The sequence below is a fragment of the Allobosea sp. CS1GBMeth4 genome, from assembly GCF_900185715.1.
In the GTDB taxonomy this organism is placed as follows: Bacteria; Pseudomonadota; Alphaproteobacteria; order Rhizobiales; family Beijerinckiaceae; genus Allobosea.
On record NZ_FYAS01000030.1, the window covers coordinates 65,409 to 84,564 of the forward strand.

Annotated in this window: 17 protein-coding genes and 2 tRNA genes; 6 read left to right on the plus strand and 13 right to left on the minus strand. The window is 68.1% G+C overall.

Features of this window, described 5'->3' with window-relative positions; all coding sequences use genetic code 11:
* Positions 1-66 precede the first annotated feature (66 nt).
* Complete coding sequence (locus CS1GBM4_RS17625) at positions 67-1,110, minus strand: NAD(P)-dependent alcohol dehydrogenase (RefSeq protein ID WP_186420045.1); 1,044 nt, start codon at positions 1,108-1,110, stop codon at positions 67-69.
* 86 nt (positions 1,111-1,196) lie between these two features.
* Between CS1GBM4_RS17625 and CS1GBM4_RS17630 the strand changes: the two genes are divergently transcribed.
* Both CS1GBM4_RS17630 and CS1GBM4_RS17635 read left to right on the plus strand, forming a co-directional pair.
* Positions 1,197-1,820, plus strand: a complete 624-nt coding sequence (locus CS1GBM4_RS17630; protein WP_186420247.1) for a TetR/AcrR family transcriptional regulator — start codon at positions 1,197-1,199, stop codon at positions 1,818-1,820.
* A 208-nt stretch (positions 1,821-2,028) separates the two neighbouring features.
* Positions 2,029-2,421 (plus strand): amidohydrolase family protein, encoded by a 393-nt coding sequence (locus CS1GBM4_RS17635; RefSeq protein ID WP_186420046.1) that lies wholly within the window; start codon positions 2,029-2,031, stop codon positions 2,419-2,421.
* A gap of 93 nt (positions 2,422-2,514) precedes the next feature.
* Here the strand turns inward: CS1GBM4_RS17635 and CS1GBM4_RS17640 are convergent, their stop codons facing one another.
* From CS1GBM4_RS17640 to CS1GBM4_RS17675, 8 genes are read right to left on the minus strand one after another with little or no spacing between them, the layout of a single operon-like run.
* Positions 2,515-3,672 carry a DSD1 family PLP-dependent enzyme gene (locus CS1GBM4_RS17640; RefSeq protein WP_186420047.1) on the minus strand — a complete coding sequence of 386 codons (1,158 nt, stop codon included), beginning with the start codon at positions 3,670-3,672 and terminating at the stop codon, positions 2,515-2,517.
* Positions 3,669-5,411 carry a hydantoinase B/oxoprolinase family protein gene (locus CS1GBM4_RS17645; protein WP_210201597.1) on the minus strand — a complete coding sequence of 581 codons (1,743 nt, stop codon included), beginning with the start codon at positions 5,409-5,411 and terminating at the stop codon, positions 3,669-3,671. Before CS1GBM4_RS17645 ends, CS1GBM4_RS17640 begins: the two co-directional genes overlap by 4 nt.
* Positions 5,408-7,483, minus strand: a complete 2,076-nt coding sequence (locus CS1GBM4_RS17650) for a hydantoinase/oxoprolinase family protein (RefSeq protein WP_186420048.1) — start codon at positions 7,481-7,483, stop codon at positions 5,408-5,410. The genes CS1GBM4_RS17645 and CS1GBM4_RS17650 overlap by 4 nt, the downstream gene beginning before the upstream one ends.
* Positions 7,470-8,345, minus strand: coding sequence for an ATP-binding cassette domain-containing protein (locus CS1GBM4_RS17655; RefSeq protein WP_186420049.1), 876 nt, complete (start codon positions 8,343-8,345; stop codon positions 7,470-7,472). The genes CS1GBM4_RS17650 and CS1GBM4_RS17655 overlap by 14 nt, the downstream gene beginning before the upstream one ends.
* Positions 8,342-9,307 (minus strand): ABC transporter ATP-binding protein, encoded by a 966-nt coding sequence (locus tag CS1GBM4_RS17660; RefSeq protein WP_186420050.1) that lies wholly within the window; start codon positions 9,305-9,307, stop codon positions 8,342-8,344. Before CS1GBM4_RS17660 ends, CS1GBM4_RS17655 begins: the two co-directional genes overlap by 4 nt.
* Positions 9,304-10,188: an ABC transporter permease gene (locus CS1GBM4_RS17665; RefSeq protein WP_186420051.1), complete on the minus strand. Its 885-nt coding sequence runs from the start codon at positions 10,186-10,188 to the stop codon at positions 9,304-9,306. Before CS1GBM4_RS17665 ends, CS1GBM4_RS17660 begins: the two co-directional genes overlap by 4 nt.
* The gene (locus tag CS1GBM4_RS17670; protein ID WP_186420052.1) at positions 10,185-11,129 is read right to left on the minus strand and encodes an ABC transporter permease; all 945 of its coding nucleotides are present in this window, start codon (positions 11,127-11,129) and stop codon (positions 10,185-10,187) included. Before CS1GBM4_RS17670 ends, CS1GBM4_RS17665 begins: the two co-directional genes overlap by 4 nt.
* 12 nt (positions 11,130-11,141) lie before the next feature.
* Positions 11,142-12,701 carry an ABC transporter substrate-binding protein gene (locus CS1GBM4_RS17675; protein WP_186420053.1) on the minus strand — a complete coding sequence of 520 codons (1,560 nt, stop codon included), beginning with the start codon at positions 12,699-12,701 and terminating at the stop codon, positions 11,142-11,144.
* Between the two features lie 139 nt (positions 12,702-12,840).
* Here CS1GBM4_RS17675 and CS1GBM4_RS17680 point away from each other — a divergent pair, with 139 nt between their 5' ends.
* Positions 12,841-13,755: a LysR family transcriptional regulator gene (locus CS1GBM4_RS17680; protein WP_186420054.1), complete on the plus strand. Its 915-nt coding sequence runs from the start codon at positions 12,841-12,843 to the stop codon at positions 13,753-13,755.
* Between the two features lie 64 nt (positions 13,756-13,819).
* Here the strand turns inward: CS1GBM4_RS17680 and CS1GBM4_RS17685 are convergent, their stop codons facing one another.
* Both CS1GBM4_RS17685 and CS1GBM4_RS17690 read right to left on the minus strand, forming a co-directional pair.
* A complete protein-coding gene (locus CS1GBM4_RS17685; protein ID WP_210201601.1) occupies positions 13,820-14,884 on the minus strand; it encodes an NAD(P)-dependent alcohol dehydrogenase in 1,065 nt (354 codons plus the stop codon).
* Positions 14,885-15,210: 326 nt separating this feature from the next.
* A complete protein-coding gene (locus CS1GBM4_RS17690) occupies positions 15,211-15,903 on the minus strand; it encodes a helix-turn-helix domain-containing protein (protein ID WP_186420250.1) in 693 nt (230 codons plus the stop codon).
* A gap of 133 nt (positions 15,904-16,036) precedes the next feature.
* Here CS1GBM4_RS17690 and CS1GBM4_RS17695 point away from each other — a divergent pair, with 133 nt between their 5' ends.
* Positions 16,037-17,209, plus strand: a complete 1,173-nt coding sequence (locus CS1GBM4_RS17695; protein ID WP_186420055.1) for an acyl-CoA dehydrogenase family protein — start codon at positions 16,037-16,039, stop codon at positions 17,207-17,209.
* Positions 17,210-17,763: 554 nt separating this feature from the next.
* Here CS1GBM4_RS17695 and CS1GBM4_RS17700 read toward each other — a convergent pair.
* Positions 17,764-17,838 (minus strand) — tRNA-Gln (locus tag CS1GBM4_RS17700).
* 179 nt (positions 17,839-18,017) lie between these two features.
* Here CS1GBM4_RS17700 and CS1GBM4_RS17705 point away from each other — a divergent pair.
* A tRNA-Pro gene (locus CS1GBM4_RS17705) sits at positions 18,018-18,094 on the plus strand.
* A gap of 213 nt (positions 18,095-18,307) precedes the next feature.
* Positions 18,308-18,451 carry a hypothetical protein gene (locus CS1GBM4_RS17710; protein ID WP_186420056.1) on the plus strand — a complete coding sequence of 48 codons (144 nt, stop codon included), beginning with the start codon at positions 18,308-18,310 and terminating at the stop codon, positions 18,449-18,451.
* Between the two features lie 78 nt (positions 18,452-18,529).
* On the opposite strand, the gene CS1GBM4_RS17715 is transcribed toward CS1GBM4_RS17710, so the two are convergent.
* Positions 18,530-19,156: a biotin transporter BioY gene (locus CS1GBM4_RS17715; RefSeq protein WP_186420057.1), complete on the minus strand. Its 627-nt coding sequence runs from the start codon at positions 19,154-19,156 to the stop codon at positions 18,530-18,532.

Genomic DNA, 19,156 nt, shown 5'->3' on the forward strand with positions numbered 1-19,156 from the left:
TGTCTCCTCCCTCGGAGCCTGCGCCTGCCGGAGCCCGGAGGCCGCGCCCCGGCGATGTCCCTGGCCTCAGAGGCGGATGACGAGCTTGCCGAAATGGCGGCCGCTCGTGAGTTCGTCATAGGCGGCCTCCGCCTCGTCGAAGGCGAAGCTCCTGTCGATGACCGGCCTGATGCGGTGTTCGACGAGGAAGGCGTTCATTGCCTCGAACTGCTCGGCCGACCCGACATTGATGCCGTCGATGGTGCCGTTGATCAGCTGAAGGCGAATGAGGTTCGAGCGCGGCCCGAAGCCGGTGAAGACACCGATCTGGGCGATGTGCCCCCAGGCCGCGAGCGCGCGCAGCGAGCGGTCGAAGGTGTCCGGCCCGCCGAGCTCGAGGATGTGCGAGACGCCGAGCCCGCCGGTCAGTTCGCGCACCGCGACGTCCCAGTCCGGCATGCCGCGGTAGTTCACCGTCGCGAAGGCGCCGAGCGCCTCGGCGCGCTCGCGCTTCTCGTCGGACGACGACAGCACGATCGTCCTCGCCCCGACGGCATTCGCGATCTGCAGCCCGAAGAGCGCGACGCCGCCGGTTCCCTGAACCAGAAGCGTGTCGCCGGCGGCGATGCCGCCGCGGACCATGAGCGCCTGCCAGGCGGTCAGGGCGGCGCATGGCAGGGTGGCGGCCTCCTCCGCGCTCAGCGCGTCGGGGATGCGCACCAGCGAGGCTTCGGGAACCGTGATCAGCTCGGCGAGCACGCCATCGGTGTCGCCACCGCCGAGCGCTGAGGGCCCATACGCCTCGCGATAGGGACCGGTGACCCAGTTGCGATAGAAGATCGGCGCCACCCGGTCTCCTTCGCGCCAGCGCGTCACGCTCCTGCCCGTCGCCACGACCCGCCCCGCGCCGTCGGAGAGCGAGACCAGCCCGGCACGCACGGGTCCGAGCTGGCCGCGCCGGACGAGCAGGTCGCGGTAGTTGAGGCTCGCAGCTTCCACCCTCACCAGCACATCGCCCGGCCCGGGCACTGGCGCCGCATCCTCGACCCGGTCGAGACGGCTGCCGCCATCGGTCGGAACGAGCTGGTAGGCGCGGCGTGTGGCTGAGGACGATAAGGCGGCTCGGGACACGGCCTTCTCCTTGCGACGATTAAACTAGTGATCGCTAGCTAATTAGGAGATTGCGCTCGGGTCAAGATATTTTTATATTGACCGCTATGAAAAGCACGGAGAGGCGACCCCGCGGGCGGCCGCGTGCACTCGACCGCGACGAGGCGCTCGAGACGGCGCTGCAGCTGTTCTGGCGGCACGGCTACGAGGGCACCTCCATCGCCGACCTGACCGCGGCCATGGGCGTGACCCCGCCCAGCCTCTACACCGCGTTCGGCAGCAAGGAGCGGCTCTATCAGGAGGCTCTGGACCGCTACGGCATGTCCTATGGGTCGTTCGTCGCCCTGGCGCTGGCCGAGGAGCCGACGGCGCGGCAGGCGATCGAACGCATCCTGCGGGAGGCGGTGGCGGTCTACTCCGAAGGCCCGGCCCCGCGCGGCTGCATGCTGGCCAGCGGCGCCGTGACCTGCGCACCCGAGCACGCCCCGGTGGTCGCGGACTTGTCCCGACGGAGATTGGCCACGATCGCCGGGATCAGGACGCGGTTCGATCGCGCTGTGGTCGAAGGCGAGCTCGCGCCCGCGACCGATACGGAGGCGCTCGCGGCCTTCTACGCCGCTATCGTTCAGGGCCTGTCGATCCAGGCGCGTGACGGCGCCGGCCGCGAGGTCCTGGAAGCCATCGCCGCCACGGCGCTGCGCGCCTGGCCAGGAGCAGCAGCCGGCCGCTGACATGACGGCCGTCGAACCGGCGGAATCGTTCGCCGCAGCCCATGGCCGCCGGGAAGCCGGGACTCAACCCTGCGTCACTCTGCCTCGCCATATTGCCTATCGGAAGTAGTGTCCGAAACGCGATTTTGTAGTGAACTGCGGATCGCTCAGGACACGCGACCATCCGGTGGGCGATCGGCGTCGATTTCGCATGAATCGGGGTCGAATCATGATGTCCATGCCCGGTTCACTGCGCGGCTGCACGGCGTTGCTTTTCACGAGCTTGGCGACACTCACCTTGGCCGCGTCCGTGCGAGCGGCGGACATGTCGGAGCCGAGCAGGCTCCAGACCCCAACCTTCGTCGCGCAAAAGGACTGGTCGCTCACCGTCACGCCTTACCTTTGGGCAGCATCATCGGTGACCGAAGCCCTGGAGATGTGGACCATCTGGGCGGCGAAGCCCATGGGGGAAGATGCTTTCAAAGGCTCGATCGAGCCGGGCAAATACGCCGATATGGCTGTCCTGTCCGACGATGTCCTCACAATGCCGACGACGGGTCTCAAGGACGTCAAGGTCTTGAAGACCGTTCTCGGTGGCCGGACCGTCTACGAAGCCAGATAGGACCGCAGGTTCGCCTGGACGCATCCTGCCGCTCCGATCGAAGTGTCTGGCCGGCCAGGTGGAGGCGTCGCAGACGGCCTGCGGGCCTGTTCCTCAATCGGCGCGCCCGCGCGCCTCGACATGCCAGAGCGCGACCAGTTCCTGGCCGCGCACGACGTGGAGTACGTCGTGCAGGTTGATCGTCGGATCGCAATGCGGAACCGTGCATTCGACGACCGAGCCGATCGACGGCGGGCCTCGTCCGTCGGCGGGAAGGATGCGACCGAACTCGTCCCCGCACCATTCGATTCGGCCGACCTGCTCGTCGCCGAGGAAGACGCGCGGCGGCGGGCCGTCGAGCGCGAAGCTCTTGCTGCCGCCGTCGGTGATGGCGAAGCCGAGCGAGCTGTGGCCGATCACGGTGACGGCGATGCGCAGCGCCGGTTTGAACTCCGGCCCGCCGCGCCCATGCATGTCGACGCTGCCATAGGCCTCGTCCATGAAGACATAGGAGCCGGCCTGGATTTCGGTCAGCAGCCGGTCCTCGCCGTCGAGGAGATGGCTGCCGGTGCCGCCGCCCGAGACGACCTCCGGCTGGAAGCCGGCCGCGCGTAAGGCGTCGAGCATGGAGGCGAGCAGACGACCCATCTCCCGGTTGGCGGCGCGGCGCGCGGCGAAATCGTCGATATGCTGGACGCGGCCCTGATAGGCCTGGACGCCGCGGTAGCGCAGCCCGTCCAGCCCGGAGACGAGCTTCGCCAGTTCGGTCGCCTCGGCCGGGGTCGCGACGCCGCTGCGCTTCAGTCCGACATCGAGATCGACCAGCACGTCCAATGTCGTGGCGTGTCGCCGCGCCGCCTCGGCATAGGCGGCGGCGAGGTCGGCCCGGTCCACCACGACGCCGATACGCCCGCCGGCCGCTGCGGCTCGCGCCAGGGAATCGATCTTTGTCGAACTCGCGATCGGAGCACTGAGCAGGAGATCGCGGACGCCGCCCTCGAACAGCGCCAGCAGCTCGCCGGGCTTGGCGCAGCAGATGCCGAGCGCCCCGGCCGCGATCTGCCGGCGGGCGATCTCGGCGCACTTGTGCGATTTCGCGTGCGGCCTGAGATTCAGTCCGGCGTCGCGGCAGGTCCGCGCCATCAGAGCGACATTATGCTCGAACAGGTCAAGGTCGAGGACGGCCGCCGGCGTCTCCAGCCGCGACCGGCTGCCCGGCTCGTTGACGAGCTTTTCGTTGAAGGCAGCCGCACCGAACAGTGCCTTGCTCATGTCCCCGCCTCCGTGAGCAGGGCGCGTCGGCGGGCCGTGGCATCCCGATCGACGCTGACGCCGTCGGCGGCGAGAACCACGCCGTAGTCACGGACGGCCCCCGCCGCCGTGATCTTGCCCTCGCGCAGATCGTCCTCGACACGGATCGGGTCGCGCCGCACCGCATCGCCATAGCCGCCCCCTCCCGCGCCGATCAGCCGGAAGATCTCGCCGGGGCGCGCCGAGAAGCTCTCCATCGGCATGGTCGGCAGGCCCTGCTCCGTGCCGTCGGCGCGGATCAGGATGTGAGCCGAGGGCGCGCCGGGACTGCCGCCTTCGAAGCCGAAGGGAGGATGATCGCGACGGTCGCCACGCAGCACGAAACGGATCGGCGCGAGGAAGCGGAACTCGCGGATGAAGGAGAGCCCGCCGCGGAACTCGCCCGGCCCGCCCGTATCGGGCACCAGCCCGTAGCGCAGCACCTCGACCGGCATGTCGGCCTCGATCATCTCGACCGGCTGGTTGGAAAGGTTTGCGGCGGGGTTGGAGATGCCCTCGATGCCGTCCTTGCCGGCGCGCGCGCCCCAGGTGCCGACCACCATCTCGTTGAGCACGAACGGCCGGCCCTCATGGCTGCCGCCTGCGGCGAGCAGATAAGGCCCGCCCTCGGAGCCGCCGATGGCGCGCTCCGGCACGATCTGGGCGAGCGCCTGCATGATCGCGTCGAAGACGCGGTAGCCGACGACGCCGCGCGCGCCGCAGGCGGCGGGATAGCGCGGATTGACCAGGCAGCCCTCGGGCGCTCGGACCGTGATCGGCCGCAGATAGCCCTCGCAATTCGGTATATCCTGCTGCGACAGGCAGCGGATCGCGCAAAAGGAGGCCGATTCCGGCAGCGAGATCGGGCAATTGATCGAGGCGGCGACCTGCTCGGCCGTGCCGGCGAAGTCGATGTCGATCGTGTCCTCGGCGACGGTCACCGTCGCGACGATCGGCAGCGGCTGCGGGTTCTCGCCGACGCCGTCGATATAGTCGGTGGCGCGATAGACGCCGTTCGGCAAAGCGCGGATGACGTCGCGCATCATCGCCTCGGCATGGTCGTGCAGCGCGTCGATATAGGCCTCCAGCGCCTTGGCTCCATAGCGGCCGATCAGCGCCTTCAATCCCTCTTCGGCGACGTTGCACGCCGCGATCTGGGCGCGGATGTCGCCGAGCACCTCGACCGGCGAGCGGGTGTTCGCCTCCAGGATGCGGAAGACCGCTTCGACCGGCTCGCCGGCATCATAGAGTTTGAGCAGCGGGATACGCAGGCCTTCCTGCTGGATCTCGGTCGCGTAGATCGCGACGCTCCCGGGCACGATGCCGCCGAGATCGGTGTGATGCGCGACCGTCGCAGCGAATCCCGAGAGCCGGGCCGCCACGAAGATCGGCTTCAGGATGTAGATGTCGGGCAGATGCTGCCCGCCCGAGCCATAGGGGTCGTTGGCGATCAGCACGTCGCCGGGCTTCAGCCCGTCGCCATAGCGCTCGTGGACGAAGCCCATGATGCGCGGGAAGGAGCAGAGCTGGATCGGCAGCGTCAAACCCTGCGCGATCACCCGGCCCTGCGCGTCGCAGAGCGCGGTCGAGTAATCCATGATGTCGCGCACGACCGGCGAATAGGCGCTGCGCATCACGATGAGCGCCATCTCGTCGGCGGTTGAAGCCAGCGCGTTGCGGATCACTTCCAGCGTGATCGGGTCGATCTCGCGCATGCTCATGCGGCCTCCAGGGCGATGTCGATATTGCCGGCCTCGTCGAGCCTGGCGCTCTGGCCGGGGCCGACGACGCAGGTGCAGTCATATTCCTCGACGACGAAGGGCCCGCGCCGTGCGGTACCGTCGAGATCGGCCCGGCCGATCACGGCGATGGCGACGGCAGGCGCTCCCGCCTTGAACGAGACCGGCCGGTCGGCCCGGCGCATCGGCGCCTCCGCGGCGAATTTCTGGCGCGGCGCGGCCAGCGGCAGGCAGGCCGAGAGGCGGGCATTGACGAGGTGGACCGCGTCCTTTTGCGAGCGATGGCCATAGGTGCGCTCGTGCTCGCGATGGAACAGCTCGCTGAGCTCGGCGATGTCGAAGCGCCTGGCCGACACGGTGAGCTCGTAGGCCTGGCCGACATAGCGCAGGTCGGCGGCATAGCGGAATTCTGCCTGCGCCAGGTCATAGCCTTCGAGCGCGAGGATGCGGCTGGCATCGGCGCCGAGCTCGGCGAAGAGCTGTTCGAGCCCGGCATTGTCGAGTTCTCCAGCCCGCCGGCGCGACGGCCGCACGAACTCCTGCTCGACATCGGAGCGCAGCAGGCCGAGCGCGCTGAAGACGCCCGCGGCGCGCGGGACGATGACGCGGCGGATGCCGAGCGCGCTCGCGACCTCGGCCGCGACGACCGGGCCGTTGCCGCCGAAGGCGACCAGAGTCGCCTGGCGCGGATCGCGGCCGCGATAGGTCGAGACCGCCTTGACCGCCCGCGTCATGGTGGTGACCGCGAGCGTCAGCACGCCGCGCGCCGTATGCTGGAGGTCGAGGCCGAGCGGGCGGGCGACCTGGTCGTTCAGTGCGGCGCGGCCCGCATCGGCGTGCAGAGGAAAGCTGCCGCCGGCGAGTGCGACGTCGTTGATATAGCCGAGCGTCAGGAAGGCGTCCGTCAGCGTCGCCTGCCGGCCGCCCAACCCGTAGCAGACGGGGCCGGGCCAGGCGCCGGCGCTCTGCGGGCCGACCGAAATCTGGTTCATCCGGTCGATCGCGACGATGCTGCCACCGCCCGCTCCGATCTCGGACACGTCGATGAACGGCATCTTGATCGGGTAGCCGCCGCCCTTGACCAGCTTGCTCGACAGGTTGATGCCGGCGCCGACCTCGTATTCGGTGGTGCGCGCCGGCTCGCCATGCTCGATCAGCGCCGCCTTGGCGGTGGTGCCGCCCATGTCGAAGGAGATGATGCTGGGCTCGTCGCTGCCCGAGACCAGGCGGGCGCAGGCGATGACACCGGCGGCGGGTCCGGATTCGACCAGGGAGGCGGCTCGCTTCACGGCCGAGCCGAGGCGCATGATGCCGCCGCCGGAATGCATCATCTCGACCTGGCAGCCGACACCGATCGAGGCCAGTCGCGCCGTCAGCGCACTGGCATAGTTGCGCACGACCGGGCCGATATAGGCGTTCACCACCACGGTCGAGGTGCGCTCGTATTCGCGGATCTCGGGCAGGATCTCCGAGCCGCGGCAGATATAGACGCCCTCGCCGAGCTCGGCGCGCAGGATGTCCTCGGCCTCGATCTCGTGCCGGGGATTGGCGTAGGCATGCAGGAAGCTGATCGCGACAGCCTCGACGCCCTCCTCGCGGAAGCGCCGGGCGGCCGCCACGACATCCGCGCGAGAGAGCGGCACGCGCACCGCGCCGTCGGGACCGAGCCGCTCGTTGACCTCGAGCCGCAGGCGCCGCGCCGCCAGCGGCTTCGGCTTGTCGTATTGCAGATCGTAGAGCACCGGGATGCGCAGGCGGCGCATCTCGAGCACGTCCCGGAAACCGGCTGTGGTCAGGAGGCCGGTGCGGGCGCCCTTGTATTCCAGGATGGCGTTGGTCGCGACCGTCGTCGCATGGACGATGCCGGTGATGCGGTCCGGCGTCGTCTGATAGTCCTCGATCAGCGCCTTCAGCGCCTCGGCGATGCCCCGGCTGTAATCATCGGGCGTCGAGGGCACCTTGCGGGTCTCGACCAGCCCGTCATCGCGCGCGATCACGACGTCGGTGAAGGTGCCGCCGATGTCGATGCCGATCCTGTAGCTATGCTGCGCCATGGATGTCTTCCCGGGTTTCTGGGTCCGCGCCAGCGTCGGCCAGTGCCGGCGACGGCGTCCGCCGGCCGGCGAGGCCCTTGGGCACGGCGGCGATGAGGGCTTGGGTGTAGGGATGCCGGGGACGCTCGAGCACATCGAGGCAGGGCCCCTGCTCGACGATCGCCCCCTTGCGCATCACGACGATGCGGCTGCACAGCGTGCGCACCAGTGCCAGGTCGTGGCTGATGAACAGCAGCGTCAGGCCGAGCTCGCGCGTGAGGCGAGACAGCAGGTTGATCACCTGGGCCTGCAGCGAGACGTCGAGCGCGGAGACCGGCTCGTCGGCGATCAGCACCTCCGGCTTCATTGCCAGTGCGCGCGCCAGGCCGATGCGCTGGCGCTGGCCGCCGGACAGCTCGTGCGGCAGGCGCGGCCCGATCTCGGGCCCGAGCCCGACCAGCGTCAGCAGCTCGGTGATCTCGCTTTCGCGCCGCACCTTTGGCACGCCGCGCAGCGCCAGCGTCTCGCCGAGGCAGCGCGCCACGCTCTTGCGTGGATTCAGCGCGCTGCTCGAATCCTGGAACACCATCTGCACGCGCCGGCGCCACGGCCCGGCATGGTTGCGCATCAGCTCCGTCATCGGCTGGCCGTCGAGCAGGACCTCGCCGGACGTCGGCCGCGCCAGTCCGACCGCGAGCCCGGCCAGGGTCGACTTGCCCGAACCGCTCTCGCCGACGATGCCGACGACATCGCCACGCATTACGTCGAGGCTGACATCGTCGAGCGCGACGAGCCGGCTGTCGCGTCCGAGCAGGCGATCGAGCAGCCCGCCCTGCGGGAAGGATTTGCAGACGCTGCGCAGCGAGAGGATCGGGCCGGTCATCGCGGCCTCCAGCAGGCCGTGCGATGCCCGGCATCGGCGACCAGCGCCGGCATCTCACTGGCGCAGGGCTCGACGGCGTCGGGGCAGCGCGGCGAGAACGGGCACCCCGCCGGCAGGCGGCCGAGCCGCGGCGGCGCGCCCTCGATCGCGGTGAGCGGGCCGACCGGGCCGGAGAGGCTCGGCACGCAGGCCTTCAGCAGGCCGGTATAGGGATGGCGCGGGGCAAGCTCGATCGCCTCGACCGGCCCGTCCTCGACGACCTTGCCGCCATACATCACCACGACGCGGTCGACGATCTCGGCGACGAGCTGGAGATTGTGCGAGATGAAGACGACGGCGAGGCCGAGCTCGCGACGCAATTCCGCGATCAGGTCGACGATCCGGGCCTGCACGGTGACGTCGAGCGCCGTGCTCGGCTCGTCGGCGATCAGCAGGCGCGGTCGGCAGGCAATCGCCATGGCGATCAGGACGCGCTGGCGCATGCCGCCCGAGAATTCGTGCGGATAGGAAGCGAGGCGTCCTGCCGCATCGCGAATGCCGACGCGCTCCAGCGCCTCGGCCGCGATGCGCCGTGCCTCGCGCGTCGAGACATTCCGGTGCGCGCCCACGACGTCGGTGATCTGGCGCCCGATGGTCAGCGCCGGGTTGAGCGAGCTCTGCGGGTCCTGGAAGACCATGGCGATGTCGCGCCCGCGCAGTGCCCGCATTCGCTTTTCGTCGACGGCGAGCAGATCCTCGCCGTCGAGGATCACGCGTCCGCCGGTGACGCGCGCCGGCGCGCCGAGCAGGCGCATCACCGCGAGCATGCTGAGGCTCTTGCCCGAGCCCGATTCGCCGACGATGCCGACGGCTTCGCCGGGCGCGACGGAGAAATCGACGCCACGCACCGCCTCGACCATGCCGCCATCGGCGGAGCGGAAGCCGACGCGCAGCCCCTCGACGCTGAGCAGGGCCGGGCTCATGCGACCAGTGTCCTGGCTTCGCTGCGCGGGTCGAGCAGATCCCGCACCGCATCGCCCAGCAGGTTGAAGCCGATCACGGTCAGCGAGATGGCGAGCCCCGGGAAGACCGGCAGCCACCATTCGCCGGAATAGATCGCGCTGCGCGCATCGGAAAGCATGGTGCCCCAGCTCGGCTGCGGCGGCTGCACGCCGAGGCCGACGAAGCTGATCGAGGCTTCGATGACGATGCCGATCGCGACCAGCAGCGTGCCCTGCACGATGATCGGCGAGAGGCAGTTCGGCAGCACCTCGCCGGCGACGATCTGCCAATGCGAGGCGCCTTGCAGGAACCGGGCGCGGACATAGTCGGCCCCGGCGACGCGCTTGGCGACCGCATAGGTGACGCGGGCGAAGACGGGCGAGAACAGGCAGCCGACGAGGACGACGATCTTGACCTCGTTCGGCAGCAGCAGCGGGCCCACCGGCAGCGGTCCGACGCCGAGGATGCCGACGATGGCGATGGCCCAGACCAGGAGCGGAATCGAGGCGACGCCGTCGACGACGCGCATCACCACCTGCTCGCCGAGCCCGCCTTTGTAAGCGGCGAAGATCCCGGCCGAGACACCAATCGCTGCGCCGATCAGCACGGCACCGATTCCGACCGAAAGCGAGGCGCGCGCTCCGAACAGGATGCGGCTCAACACGTCCCGGCCGCCCTGGTCGGTGCCGAGCCAATGGCTTCCGTCGGGGGCCGCCAGCCTGTCCTCGATATCGAGCGCGAGCGGGTCGTAAGGCGCGATCAGCGGCGCGAAGACCGCGGCGAACAGGATCAGCCCGACGATCCCGGCCCCGAGCCAGCCGCTCCAGTCGAGGTCATCGAGGGCGTTGCGCAGGCCGCTCATGCCGCCGCCCTCTGGCGCGGATCGAGCACGCGGTTGATCAGGTCGGCGCCGAGATTGGCGAAGACGAAGATCGCGGTGAACAGGAAGACGATGCCCTGCAGCAGCAGGAAGTCGCGCTGCGAGATTGCGTTCAGCAGGGCCCGCGACAGGCCGGGGATGTTGAAGACCTGCTCGATGATCAGCGCCCAGCCGAACATGTAGCCGAAGGAGAGCGCCGCGAGATTGACCACCGGCGGCAGCGCGTTGACCAGCGCATAGAACACCACCTGGCGGGGAGAGAGCCCCATGGCACGGGCGGTGCGGACATAGTCGCCGCGCAGGGTCTCCTGCAGGCTCGCCTGCGTCATCCGCGCCAGCACGGCGATGTAGTAGACCGCGAGCGAGAGCGAGGGCATCAGGATGCTCTGCAGGTGCAACGACAGGCCGGCCGCGAGCGGAAAATATCCGCCCGGCGGCAACAGGCGCAGATCGACGGCGAGGAAGCGGATCAGCACGATGCCGAGCCAGAAGGCCGGGATCGACAGGCCGAGCACGGATGCGAAGCGGCTCACCCTGTCGAAGACGCCGCCTGGCTTGAGCGCGGCAAGGACGCCGATGCCGAGGCCGAAGACGAGCGCGATCAGGAAGGCGAAGAGCACGATCGCCAGCGTCACCGGCAGCGCATTGGCGATCTCGGCGGCGACGTCGCGGCCGGTGACGAAGGACCTGCCGAAATCCCCGCGCGCCACGTCGCCGAGCCAGGCGGCGTATTGCGACAGGAACGGCCGGTCGAGGCCGTGCGCCTGCTCGAACTGCGCGATCTGCTCGCTCGTCGCGTCGGCCCCGAGCACGATCCGGGCCGGGGAGCCCGGCCCGGAGCGCGTCAGCGCGAACAGCGCGAGGCCGACGAAGAGCAGCGTGCCGATCGAGGAGACGATGCGACCTGCGACGAGGCGGAGCATGGCGGGCCCGGTTCAGACCTTGATCTCGCCGGGCGCGATGGTCAGGCCCTGATTGACCTTCACGTCCTGGAGAGACTGCCGCCAGAGATTGGAGGCGTGGACATAGCCGAGCACGCCGAGCGGCGCGTCGCGCGCCGCCAGCATCTGCAGCTTGCCGTAGAGCGCCTTGAGCTTTGGCTGCTCGGTCTCGGCGAAGGCGGCGGCGAGCGTCTGGTTGAACTCGGGGTTATTGTAGCCCGTGCTCTTGGAGAGCACCTGCTCCGGCGTCAGGCAGACCTGCATGATGTAGCTCGGCTCGCCCGGCGACATGAAGACCTGCAGCGCCGCCTGGTGCTCGCCACGGATCGCCTGCTGGATCAGCACGGAGAATTCATGGACCTTGAGATTGACCTTGATGCCGATCTTGGCGAGCTGCGCCTGCACGAAGATCGCGGCATCCTTGGTGTCGAGCAGATAGGGCTCGGCCTGGATGCTGAGGTCGAACTCGACTCCGCCGGCGTATTTCGACTTGGCGAGGAAGGCCTTGGCCTTGTCGAGGTCGAAGCCGAGTTCCTTGTCGGCTTCGGCATTGAACCACCAGCCGCGCGAGGGTGCCGGCACCGCCGAAGGATCGAGCAGTCCGTAATAGACCTTATCGCCGATCGTCTTGCGGTCGATCGCGGCGGAGACCGCCTTGCGGAAGTTCAGGTCGTCGAAGGGCGGCTTCAGATTGTTGGTGTACATCAGCAGCGCGCCGCCAAGCGTCGGGCGCGAGGCGCCGGTGATGCCCGGCATCGTCTTCAGCCGGCTGAACTCGCGCGGCGGCGGCGCGCTGATCAGGTCGACCTGGCCGGTGAGCAGATAGGCGACGCGGGTCGCGTCTTCCGGGATCATCTTGACGACGAGCCGGTCCCAGCGCGGCAGGCCCTTGCGCCAGTAGGTCGGGTTCTTCCTGAAGCTGATATAGTCGTTCGGCTTCCACTCCTCGAAGACGCCGAAGCCGGTGCCGACCCCGGCAGGCTTCGACTTGAAATAGTCGTCGCCATGCTCCTTGCGCGAGCCGGCCGGGTAGATGCCCATGTACTTGGTCAGGAAATAGAGCCAGGGGCCGTAGGGCTCCGTGAGCTCGAACTGCACCTTGAGCGGGTCCAGCACGGTGACCTTGGCGATGCGGGTGAAGAGCGAGCGGCGGGCCGCCTTGTTGGCGGGGTCGAGCAGATAATCGAAGGAATATTTCACATCCTCCGCCGTCATCTTCTTGCCGTTGTGGAAGGTGACGCCGTCGCGCAGCTCGAAAGTATATGTCCTCTTGTCGGCCGAGATCGTCGGCAGCGCCGTGGCGAGCTGCGGCTTCAGCACGCCGTCGACATCGTACTCGACAAGGTTCTCGAACACGGTCTGGCCGAGCACCATGGCGTCGTGATTGAGCTGGTTAATCGGATCGATGGTGATCGGGTTGCTCGGCAGGACGATTGTCAGCGTCTTGCCGTTGTTCGGTTGCGCGTGGAGCAGGCTTGCCGGAAGCAGGCCGCCAAGGGCGCCGCCGGCAGCGGTCGCGATGAATGCGCGGCGATTTGTCGGCCTGGTCAGCATCGGGATCCCCTCTTTTCTGCAATGCCTTGGCGACGGCCCGCAGGCGTCGCGCCGAACGAGGGGAGGCTAGAGTGCTGGGGCGACGAATAAAAATAAGAAGTGGTTGCCGCTCGATTGTCTGCCGCTATCATCTCGAGCGATGCGCTATACCTTTGGTCAGGCGGAAGCGTTCTATTGGGTGGCCCGGCTGGGCGGCTTCCGTTCCGCCGCCCAGCATCTCAACCTGTCGCAGCCGACGGTCAGCCTGCGCATCAAGGAGCTCGAACGCACCTTGGGTGGGGAGCTGTTCGATCGCTCGCTCTACCGCCCGGTGCCGACGACGCTCGGCAGCGCCATCTATGCCGATATCGAGCGCATGCTGGCCCATGCCGAGCAGGTCCAGCGCCATGGCAAGGACGGCTTGCGCGGCAAGAGCCTGCTCCGCATCGGCGCCGCGGATTCCTTCGCGGCTTCGATCCTGCCCGATCTGCTCGCCCAGCTGGCGCGCCGCCACGCCGAATTGCAGGTCGACGTCACCGTCGATTTCAGCACCAGGCTGGAGCAGCTGCTGCTCGACCGGTCGATCGACATCGCCTTCCTGTCGCAGCCGCGCGCTCATGACGGGATCACCATCGTCCCGCTCTGGCTGATCGATCTCGTCTGGGTGGTCGGAGAAGGGCTGCCCTTCGCCGGCAACGTCGCGACGCCGGAGAGGCTCGTCGACCTGCCGATCTTCACCAACAGCTCGCCATCCGGCCTGTTCACCACCATTCAGATGTGGTTCGGCGCGCATGGTTTGAAACCGCGACGGCTCAACACCTGTAACCCGCTGACGGTGATCGCTCGCCTCGCCAGCGCCGGCACCGGCGCAGCGATGATACCGCGCGAGATGATCCATCTCTCGGGCGACAGGCTCGCGCTGCGCGTGCTCGAGGCCAATCCGCCGATCCCGTCGCATAATCTCTGCGCGATGTGGTGGAACAACGAATCCGCGGACGAGTGCGGCGACCTTGCCAATCTCGCCCGCGAGATTGCGGCGGGCGGCGGGGCAGCGACGCCCAAGGACAGAGGCTAGAGCATGCTCTAGCTCTCGCCAGGAAGCCGATATGCGCGCCAGGTCCCCGATGCCTCGATCCCGGTCAGGGCGTGATAGCGACCTTGAGGACGCCGTCGCGCTGCGCGCCGAAGAGTTCGTACGCCTCCTTGATGCGCTCCAGCGGGAAGCGATGCGTGACCAGCCCGCCGAGATCGACACGCCCGGCGTCGACGACGTCGATCAGGCGGCGCATCCGCTCCTTCCCGCCGGGACACAGCGTGGTGACGATGCGATGGTCGCCGAGCCCCGCGGCGAAGGCGCCGAGCGGAATCGTCAGGTCACCCGAATAGACGCCGAGCGAGGACAGCGTTCCACCGGGGCGCAAGACAGCTAGGGCGGCGGCGAACGTCTCCTGCTTGCCGAGCGCCTCGATCGCGACGTCGACGCCGCGTCCATCCGTCAGCCGCATGATCTCGGCGACGGGATCGCCCTTGCTGAAATCGACGATCTCGTCCGCGCCGAGCCGCCGCGCCATCTGCTGGCGCTCCGGAATGCTTTCCACGGCGATGATGCGGGTCGCTCCCATCAGCCGGGCGCCCGCCGTCGCGCACAGGCCGATCGGCCCCTGCGCGAAGATGGCAACGCAATCGCCGATCTTCACTCGGCCGCTCTCGGCCCCGGAGAAACCGGTCGACATAATGTCGGGACACATCAGCACCTGCTCGTCGGTCAAGCCTGACGGCACATGCGCGAGATTGGCCATCGCGTCGGGCACGAGCAGGTACTCAGCCTGCGCCCCGTCGATGGTATTGCCGAAGCGCCAGCCACCCATGGCCTTGAAGCCGTGCCGCTCGCCAGGCCCGTCCTGCGAGAGGCAGCCGCAGAGGCAGGCGGCGCTGTGCCCCGATGGCGTGATCGCACCGGCGATCACGCGCTGGCCCTCCCGGAAACCCTTCACCTCCGAGCCGAGCTTCTCGATCACGCCGACCGGCTCGTGACCGATAGTCAGCCCGCGCGCCACGGGATACTCGCCCTTGAGGATATGGACATCGGTCCCGCAGATCGTCGTGGTCGTGATGCGCAGCAAGGCATCGAGCGGACCGGGCTCAGGTATCGGCTTGTCCTCGAGCTCGATGCGGCCGGGCTCCACGAACACGGCTGCGCACATCATCTGGGGCCGGCGCTCCCGCCCAGGCTGCGTTGCGGTCAGGGTTTGAGGCTCAGCTGCCTGCGTCATGGTCGCGCTCCGAAATCTCGTCGGACGATGCGACCGAAGACTGCCGCAGATCCGGGCCACTGCATTGATGCAGCGCAACGACCTGGACGGGCAGGTCGGCCTTCTCAGCGGCCTGCGCGAACAGCTCGCCATCCCGACGCGCCTGGCCTTCGCCCGGCTGCTCGCCGGGCACGGTCAACTCGGCGGCTTGTGCTGCCGGCGATGGCGCAGAACAAGCCTTGCTTTTGCCAATCCCCGCGCACTGGTCGTCGTGTCCGTCACTGCACCCGACGCGGTTCGAATGCGAAGACGCTGAGCCCCAGCCATTGCTGCATGGTGCGAGCCAGGGCCTGATCGCCGTCGATCTCCAATTGACCGGTATCGGCCTCCTTCTTGATCGTCGTCAGCCCCATCCAGATCGCCGTCATCGTGCGCAGGGAACTCGTGACCAGCAGGTCAAGCTGATGACCGGGATCGAAATTGCAGAGGTCGACGGTGCCGTCGGTCACCACCAGCCACCACCGCTTCTGCGACCCCGGAAGTTCGGGGTACAGAAACTGTATCGTGCAGCGATGCGCCGGCAGCAGCTTGACGTTGAGGCTCCGGCGCATGTCCCACATCAGCAGCGAAGGGTCGAGATTTCGGAGCGAAAGCCGCGATTCCATCCAGCGCTGCGCCCAGTTGCCGAGGCCCATGATCAACGATCGCAACTCCTCGCCCGCCTCTGACAGGTGATATTCGACCGAGCCTTTCGTCTTGCGCGATACGGTGACGACCCCGGCCTGCTGCAGTTCCTTGAGCCGTTTCGAGAGCAGGGCTGGAGACATTTTCGGCAGGCCGCGCCGCAAATCATTGAAGCGGGTACTGCCGCAGAGCAGTTCTCGCACGACCAGCGTCGTCCATCGACTGCACAATATCTCCGAGGCCATCGACACCGGGCAGAACTGGCCATAGCCGCCGCGATCGTTCATGGCGAACCCCGTTTTTCTTTTCGGGAATGGTATCAGATCGGGGTCGTACGGAAAACGCCGGCGGTTCAGATGCTGAACTGGAAGCTCGAGGCCACAGCGGTGATCCTTCTGCCTCGCAGCAATGGAGGGCACCATGTCGACGATCACCGCTTCGAAAGCCTCGGCGCCGTCGTTCGGCGCAGGCATCGCATCTGCCACCAATGTCGTGGAGACGGCGCGCCATCTCGCGCCGAAACTCGCCGCGCGTGCCGCCGAGATCGACCAGAATGACCGTTTCGTCAGCGAGAACTATTCCCTGCTGAAGGAGGCCGGCCTCGTCGAGGCAGGCGTCCCGCGCGAACTCGGCGGCGGCGGCGCCGAGATATCCGAGCTCGCCGAGATGCTGCGCGTGCTCGCAAGGGCCTGCGGCTCCACGGCACTCGCTTTTTCCATGCACACCCATCAGGTCGCCATCCCCGCCTGGCGTTGGCGACACCAGAAGGTCGCCGCTGTGGAGCCCCTGCTGAAACGGATCGCCGCGGAGAGGATCATCCTGTTGTCGTCCGGCGGGTCCGACTGGATCGGCGGATCCGGAAAGGCCGAGCGGGACGGCGACGGCTACCGCATCACCGCGCGGAAGGTATTCACCTCCGGCGCCGAAGCCGGTGACGTGCTGATGACCGGAGCGATCTATGAGGGAGAAGACGGGAATCGGTCGGTCATCCACTTCGGCGCGCCGATGAAATCCTCGGCAGTGCGCATCGAGGACACCTGGCGCACGCTGGGCATGCGCGGCACCGCGTCGAACGATGTCGTGATCGAGGATCTCTTCATTCCCGCCGCGAATGTCGCGTTTTCGCGCAAGGCCGGCGAGTGGCACCCTGTTTTCGAGACGATCGCGACCATCGCCTTCCCGCTGATCTATGCGGTCTACCTCGGCGTTGCCGAGAGCGCCCGCGACATCGCCATCGAGATCGCCAAGAAGAAGCCGATGTCGGATCAATTACTCGCCGGACGCATGGACACCGAATTGCGGGCCGCGCAGCTCGCACACCGTTGGATGATGGATACCGTGGCGCGCAACGCGCCATGTGCTGAAACGGTCAACGAGGTCATGATCGGGCGCACTCTGGTCGCTCGCCACGCGATTGCGGCCGTTGATCTGGCGATGGAACTGGCGGGCGGCGCGTCATTCTACCGGGCGACAGGGCTGGAGCGGCGCTTCCGTGACATCCAAGGTGCGCGTTTCCATCCGCTCCAGGCCGGCCCGCAGGCCCGCTATGCGGGTGCGATGGCGCTCGGCCTGCCGACGGGGACGATTTTCTGACAAGCCATACGGGCCGGAGAAGGAAGCCGCCTCTCGAGCCTCCTTCGGTCCTATGGCCTGTTCGAACGCGCCGAGCGCGGCGTTCAGGGGCTCTTCTCCAGCAGCCGGCGCAGGCTCATCATCTCGCCGGTCATCGGGGATCTCTCCGTTCAGGGTTAGCGTTCGCAAGCCAAAACTAACCGGCAATCGCCGATGACCACCTCGGCTACACCAGCCCACGTGACACGACGACCGAGGGCTGCCCCAGCAATGCGGCTCGGCAGCCACTCGCGAGATGATCAAGCACGTGTGCGGACGCCCCAATCTCTCGCGCAACCCTCATCCCGGCGAGATGCGGTTCGGAAGTTCGCAGCGAACAGGTGATCTTCCGGCGCCCGAAGCGAGGACGCAGGTCAGGCGGGGTGGCGCGTCGGAAGTGGAAGATGCGGTTGCGCCGACCGACGTTGCGAAGAAGACCCGCCGAACGGTGCATTGTAGCAACCGGACGGGCAAATCGCTTTGCCGGCCCGGAGACGGCAGACGAACCGCTTTAATATCAAGAGCTTGAACGAAATTGGCTGGGGCGCCAGGATTCGAACCTGGGAATGGCGGTACCAAAAACCGCTGCCTTACCGCTTGGCGACGCCCCAATGCGCGTTGCCTTCTAGTGCGCGCAGCCGTGCCGCGCAACATCGGATCGGCCGGCCTGCGAGCGATCGCCGCCGGAGCGCCGGACCAGTACCGGCCTTCCCGAAAAAGATTGCGCATCCGGCCTGCTTGGCTGTTGCACCGCGGCGGCCGGCTGGCTATAAGCCGGCCACCAGTTGATCGGAGTGTGGCTCAGCCTGGTAGAGCACCTCGTTCGGGACGAGGGGGTCGCAGGTTCAAATCCTGCCACTCCGACCAAAATTTCCCGAGATATCGCCAGAGATCGAGAGCGGCCTCCCGGCCGGGTCCCCCGGCTTCGGGCTCATGCTCCGAACGGTCTAACCCGCGCGCGGTCCCGGACCCTCGCGCCCGGGCAGCGTCCGTAGCCGCCGCTCGCCTCCGACTGCATCATCCGTGGCGCGGCGGCGAGCGCTTCGCTATGCTCGCGCCACAATCTGGAGCAGCCCCTGCATGAAGTCCGCCTTGCGCCTCATCGCCGTCCTCGGCCTCACGACCCTGCTCGCCGGCTGCGACCGCTGCGGCAACATGATGGAGCTCGACATGTTCCTGCAGCCGGTGAAGAAGGTCTGCACCGGCCAGAAGCCGCAGGGCTGACGCCTTTCGCGCAATCCAAGGCGAACAAAAAAGCCGGGGCGGACCCCGGCTTTCCGATTCTGGACCAGGCCGCCCGGCTCAGCCGCGGCGCTTCAGCACCGACCAGCCGGCGCCGACCAGGCTCGCCGCCAGCGCCGCCTTGATCAGGTCGCCGAGCAGGAAGGGCGCGACGCCCGCCGCCCAGGCCTTTGCGAAGCCGATGCCGGACGCCCCGCCCGCCATCTGCGCGCCGAGCGCCAGCCAGGCGAAGCCGAGCGCCATCAGCGCGATCTCGGCCAGCAGCACGCCGCCGGCGAGGCGCCAGAGCGAGGCGCCGCGCGAGCCGGCCCAGCCGGCGATCGCGGCGGCGAAGACGAAGCCGATCAGGAAGCCGCCGGTCGGCCCGAGCAGGTAGAGCGGGCCGGCCGCGACCGGCGGGGTGTTGGTGAAGACCGGCAGGCCGAACAGGCCGTAGGCGATGTAGAGCGCCACGGTCGCGGCGCCGAGGCGGGCGCCATAGGCGGCGCCGAGGCCGAGCACGGCCAGCGTCTGCAGCGTCATCGGCACCGGCCAGAACGGCACCTTGGCCTTGGCGGCGGCGATGATCAGCAGGCTGCCGGCGACGGCGAGGGCCGCATTGCGCAGGAAACGGCTGCGCCGGTCCGACAGGGCCGGCAGGGCCGCGTTGACCATGGTGGTGGCAGACAGGGGCAGCGTCTCGGCCAT

Excerpts from the sequence above, each read along its gene's own strand:
- CS1GBM4_RS17630 (WP_186420247.1), top strand. The coding sequence starts at position 1,197 with ATGAAAAGCACGGAGAGGCGACCCCGCGGGCGGCCGCGTGCACTCGAC.
- CS1GBM4_RS17655 (WP_186420049.1), bottom strand. The coding sequence starts at position 8,345 with ATGACCGGCCCGATCCTCTCGCTGCGCAGCGTCTGCAAATCCTTCCCG.
- CS1GBM4_RS17685 (WP_210201601.1), bottom strand. The coding sequence starts at position 14,884 with ATGTGCGCAGCCGTGTTCGTGGAGCCCGGCCGCATCGAGCTCGAGGAC.
- CS1GBM4_RS17645 (WP_210201597.1), bottom strand. The coding sequence starts at position 5,411 with ATGAGCATGCGCGAGATCGACCCGATCACGCTGGAAGTGATCCGCAAC.
- CS1GBM4_RS17635 (WP_186420046.1), top strand. The coding sequence starts at position 2,029 with ATGATGTCCATGCCCGGTTCACTGCGCGGCTGCACGGCGTTGCTTTTC.
- CS1GBM4_RS17680 (WP_186420054.1), top strand. The coding sequence starts at position 12,841 with ATGCGCTATACCTTTGGTCAGGCGGAAGCGTTCTATTGGGTGGCCCGG.
- CS1GBM4_RS17665 (WP_186420051.1), bottom strand. The coding sequence starts at position 10,188 with ATGAGCGGCCTGCGCAACGCCCTCGATGACCTCGACTGGAGCGGCTGG.
- CS1GBM4_RS17660 (WP_186420050.1), bottom strand. The coding sequence starts at position 9,307 with ATGAGCCCGGCCCTGCTCAGCGTCGAGGGGCTGCGCGTCGGCTTCCGC.
- CS1GBM4_RS17640 (WP_186420047.1), bottom strand. The coding sequence starts at position 3,672 with ATGAGCAAGGCACTGTTCGGTGCGGCTGCCTTCAACGAAAAGCTCGTC.
- CS1GBM4_RS17710 (WP_186420056.1), top strand. The coding sequence starts at position 18,308 with ATGAAGTCCGCCTTGCGCCTCATCGCCGTCCTCGGCCTCACGACCCTG.
- CS1GBM4_RS17670 (WP_186420052.1), bottom strand. The coding sequence starts at position 11,129 with ATGCTCCGCCTCGTCGCAGGTCGCATCGTCTCCTCGATCGGCACGCTG.
- CS1GBM4_RS17715 (WP_186420057.1), bottom strand. The coding sequence starts at position 19,156 with ATGGCCGAGACGCTGCCCCTGTCTGCCACCACCATGGTCAACGCGGCC.
- CS1GBM4_RS17690 (WP_186420250.1), bottom strand. The coding sequence starts at position 15,903 with ATGAACGATCGCGGCGGCTATGGCCAGTTCTGCCCGGTGTCGATGGCC.
- CS1GBM4_RS17695 (WP_186420055.1), top strand. The coding sequence starts at position 16,037 with ATGTCGACGATCACCGCTTCGAAAGCCTCGGCGCCGTCGTTCGGCGCA.
- CS1GBM4_RS17675 (WP_186420053.1), bottom strand. The coding sequence starts at position 12,701 with ATGCTGACCAGGCCGACAAATCGCCGCGCATTCATCGCGACCGCTGCC.
- CS1GBM4_RS17650 (WP_186420048.1), bottom strand. The coding sequence starts at position 7,483 with ATGGCGCAGCATAGCTACAGGATCGGCATCGACATCGGCGGCACCTTC.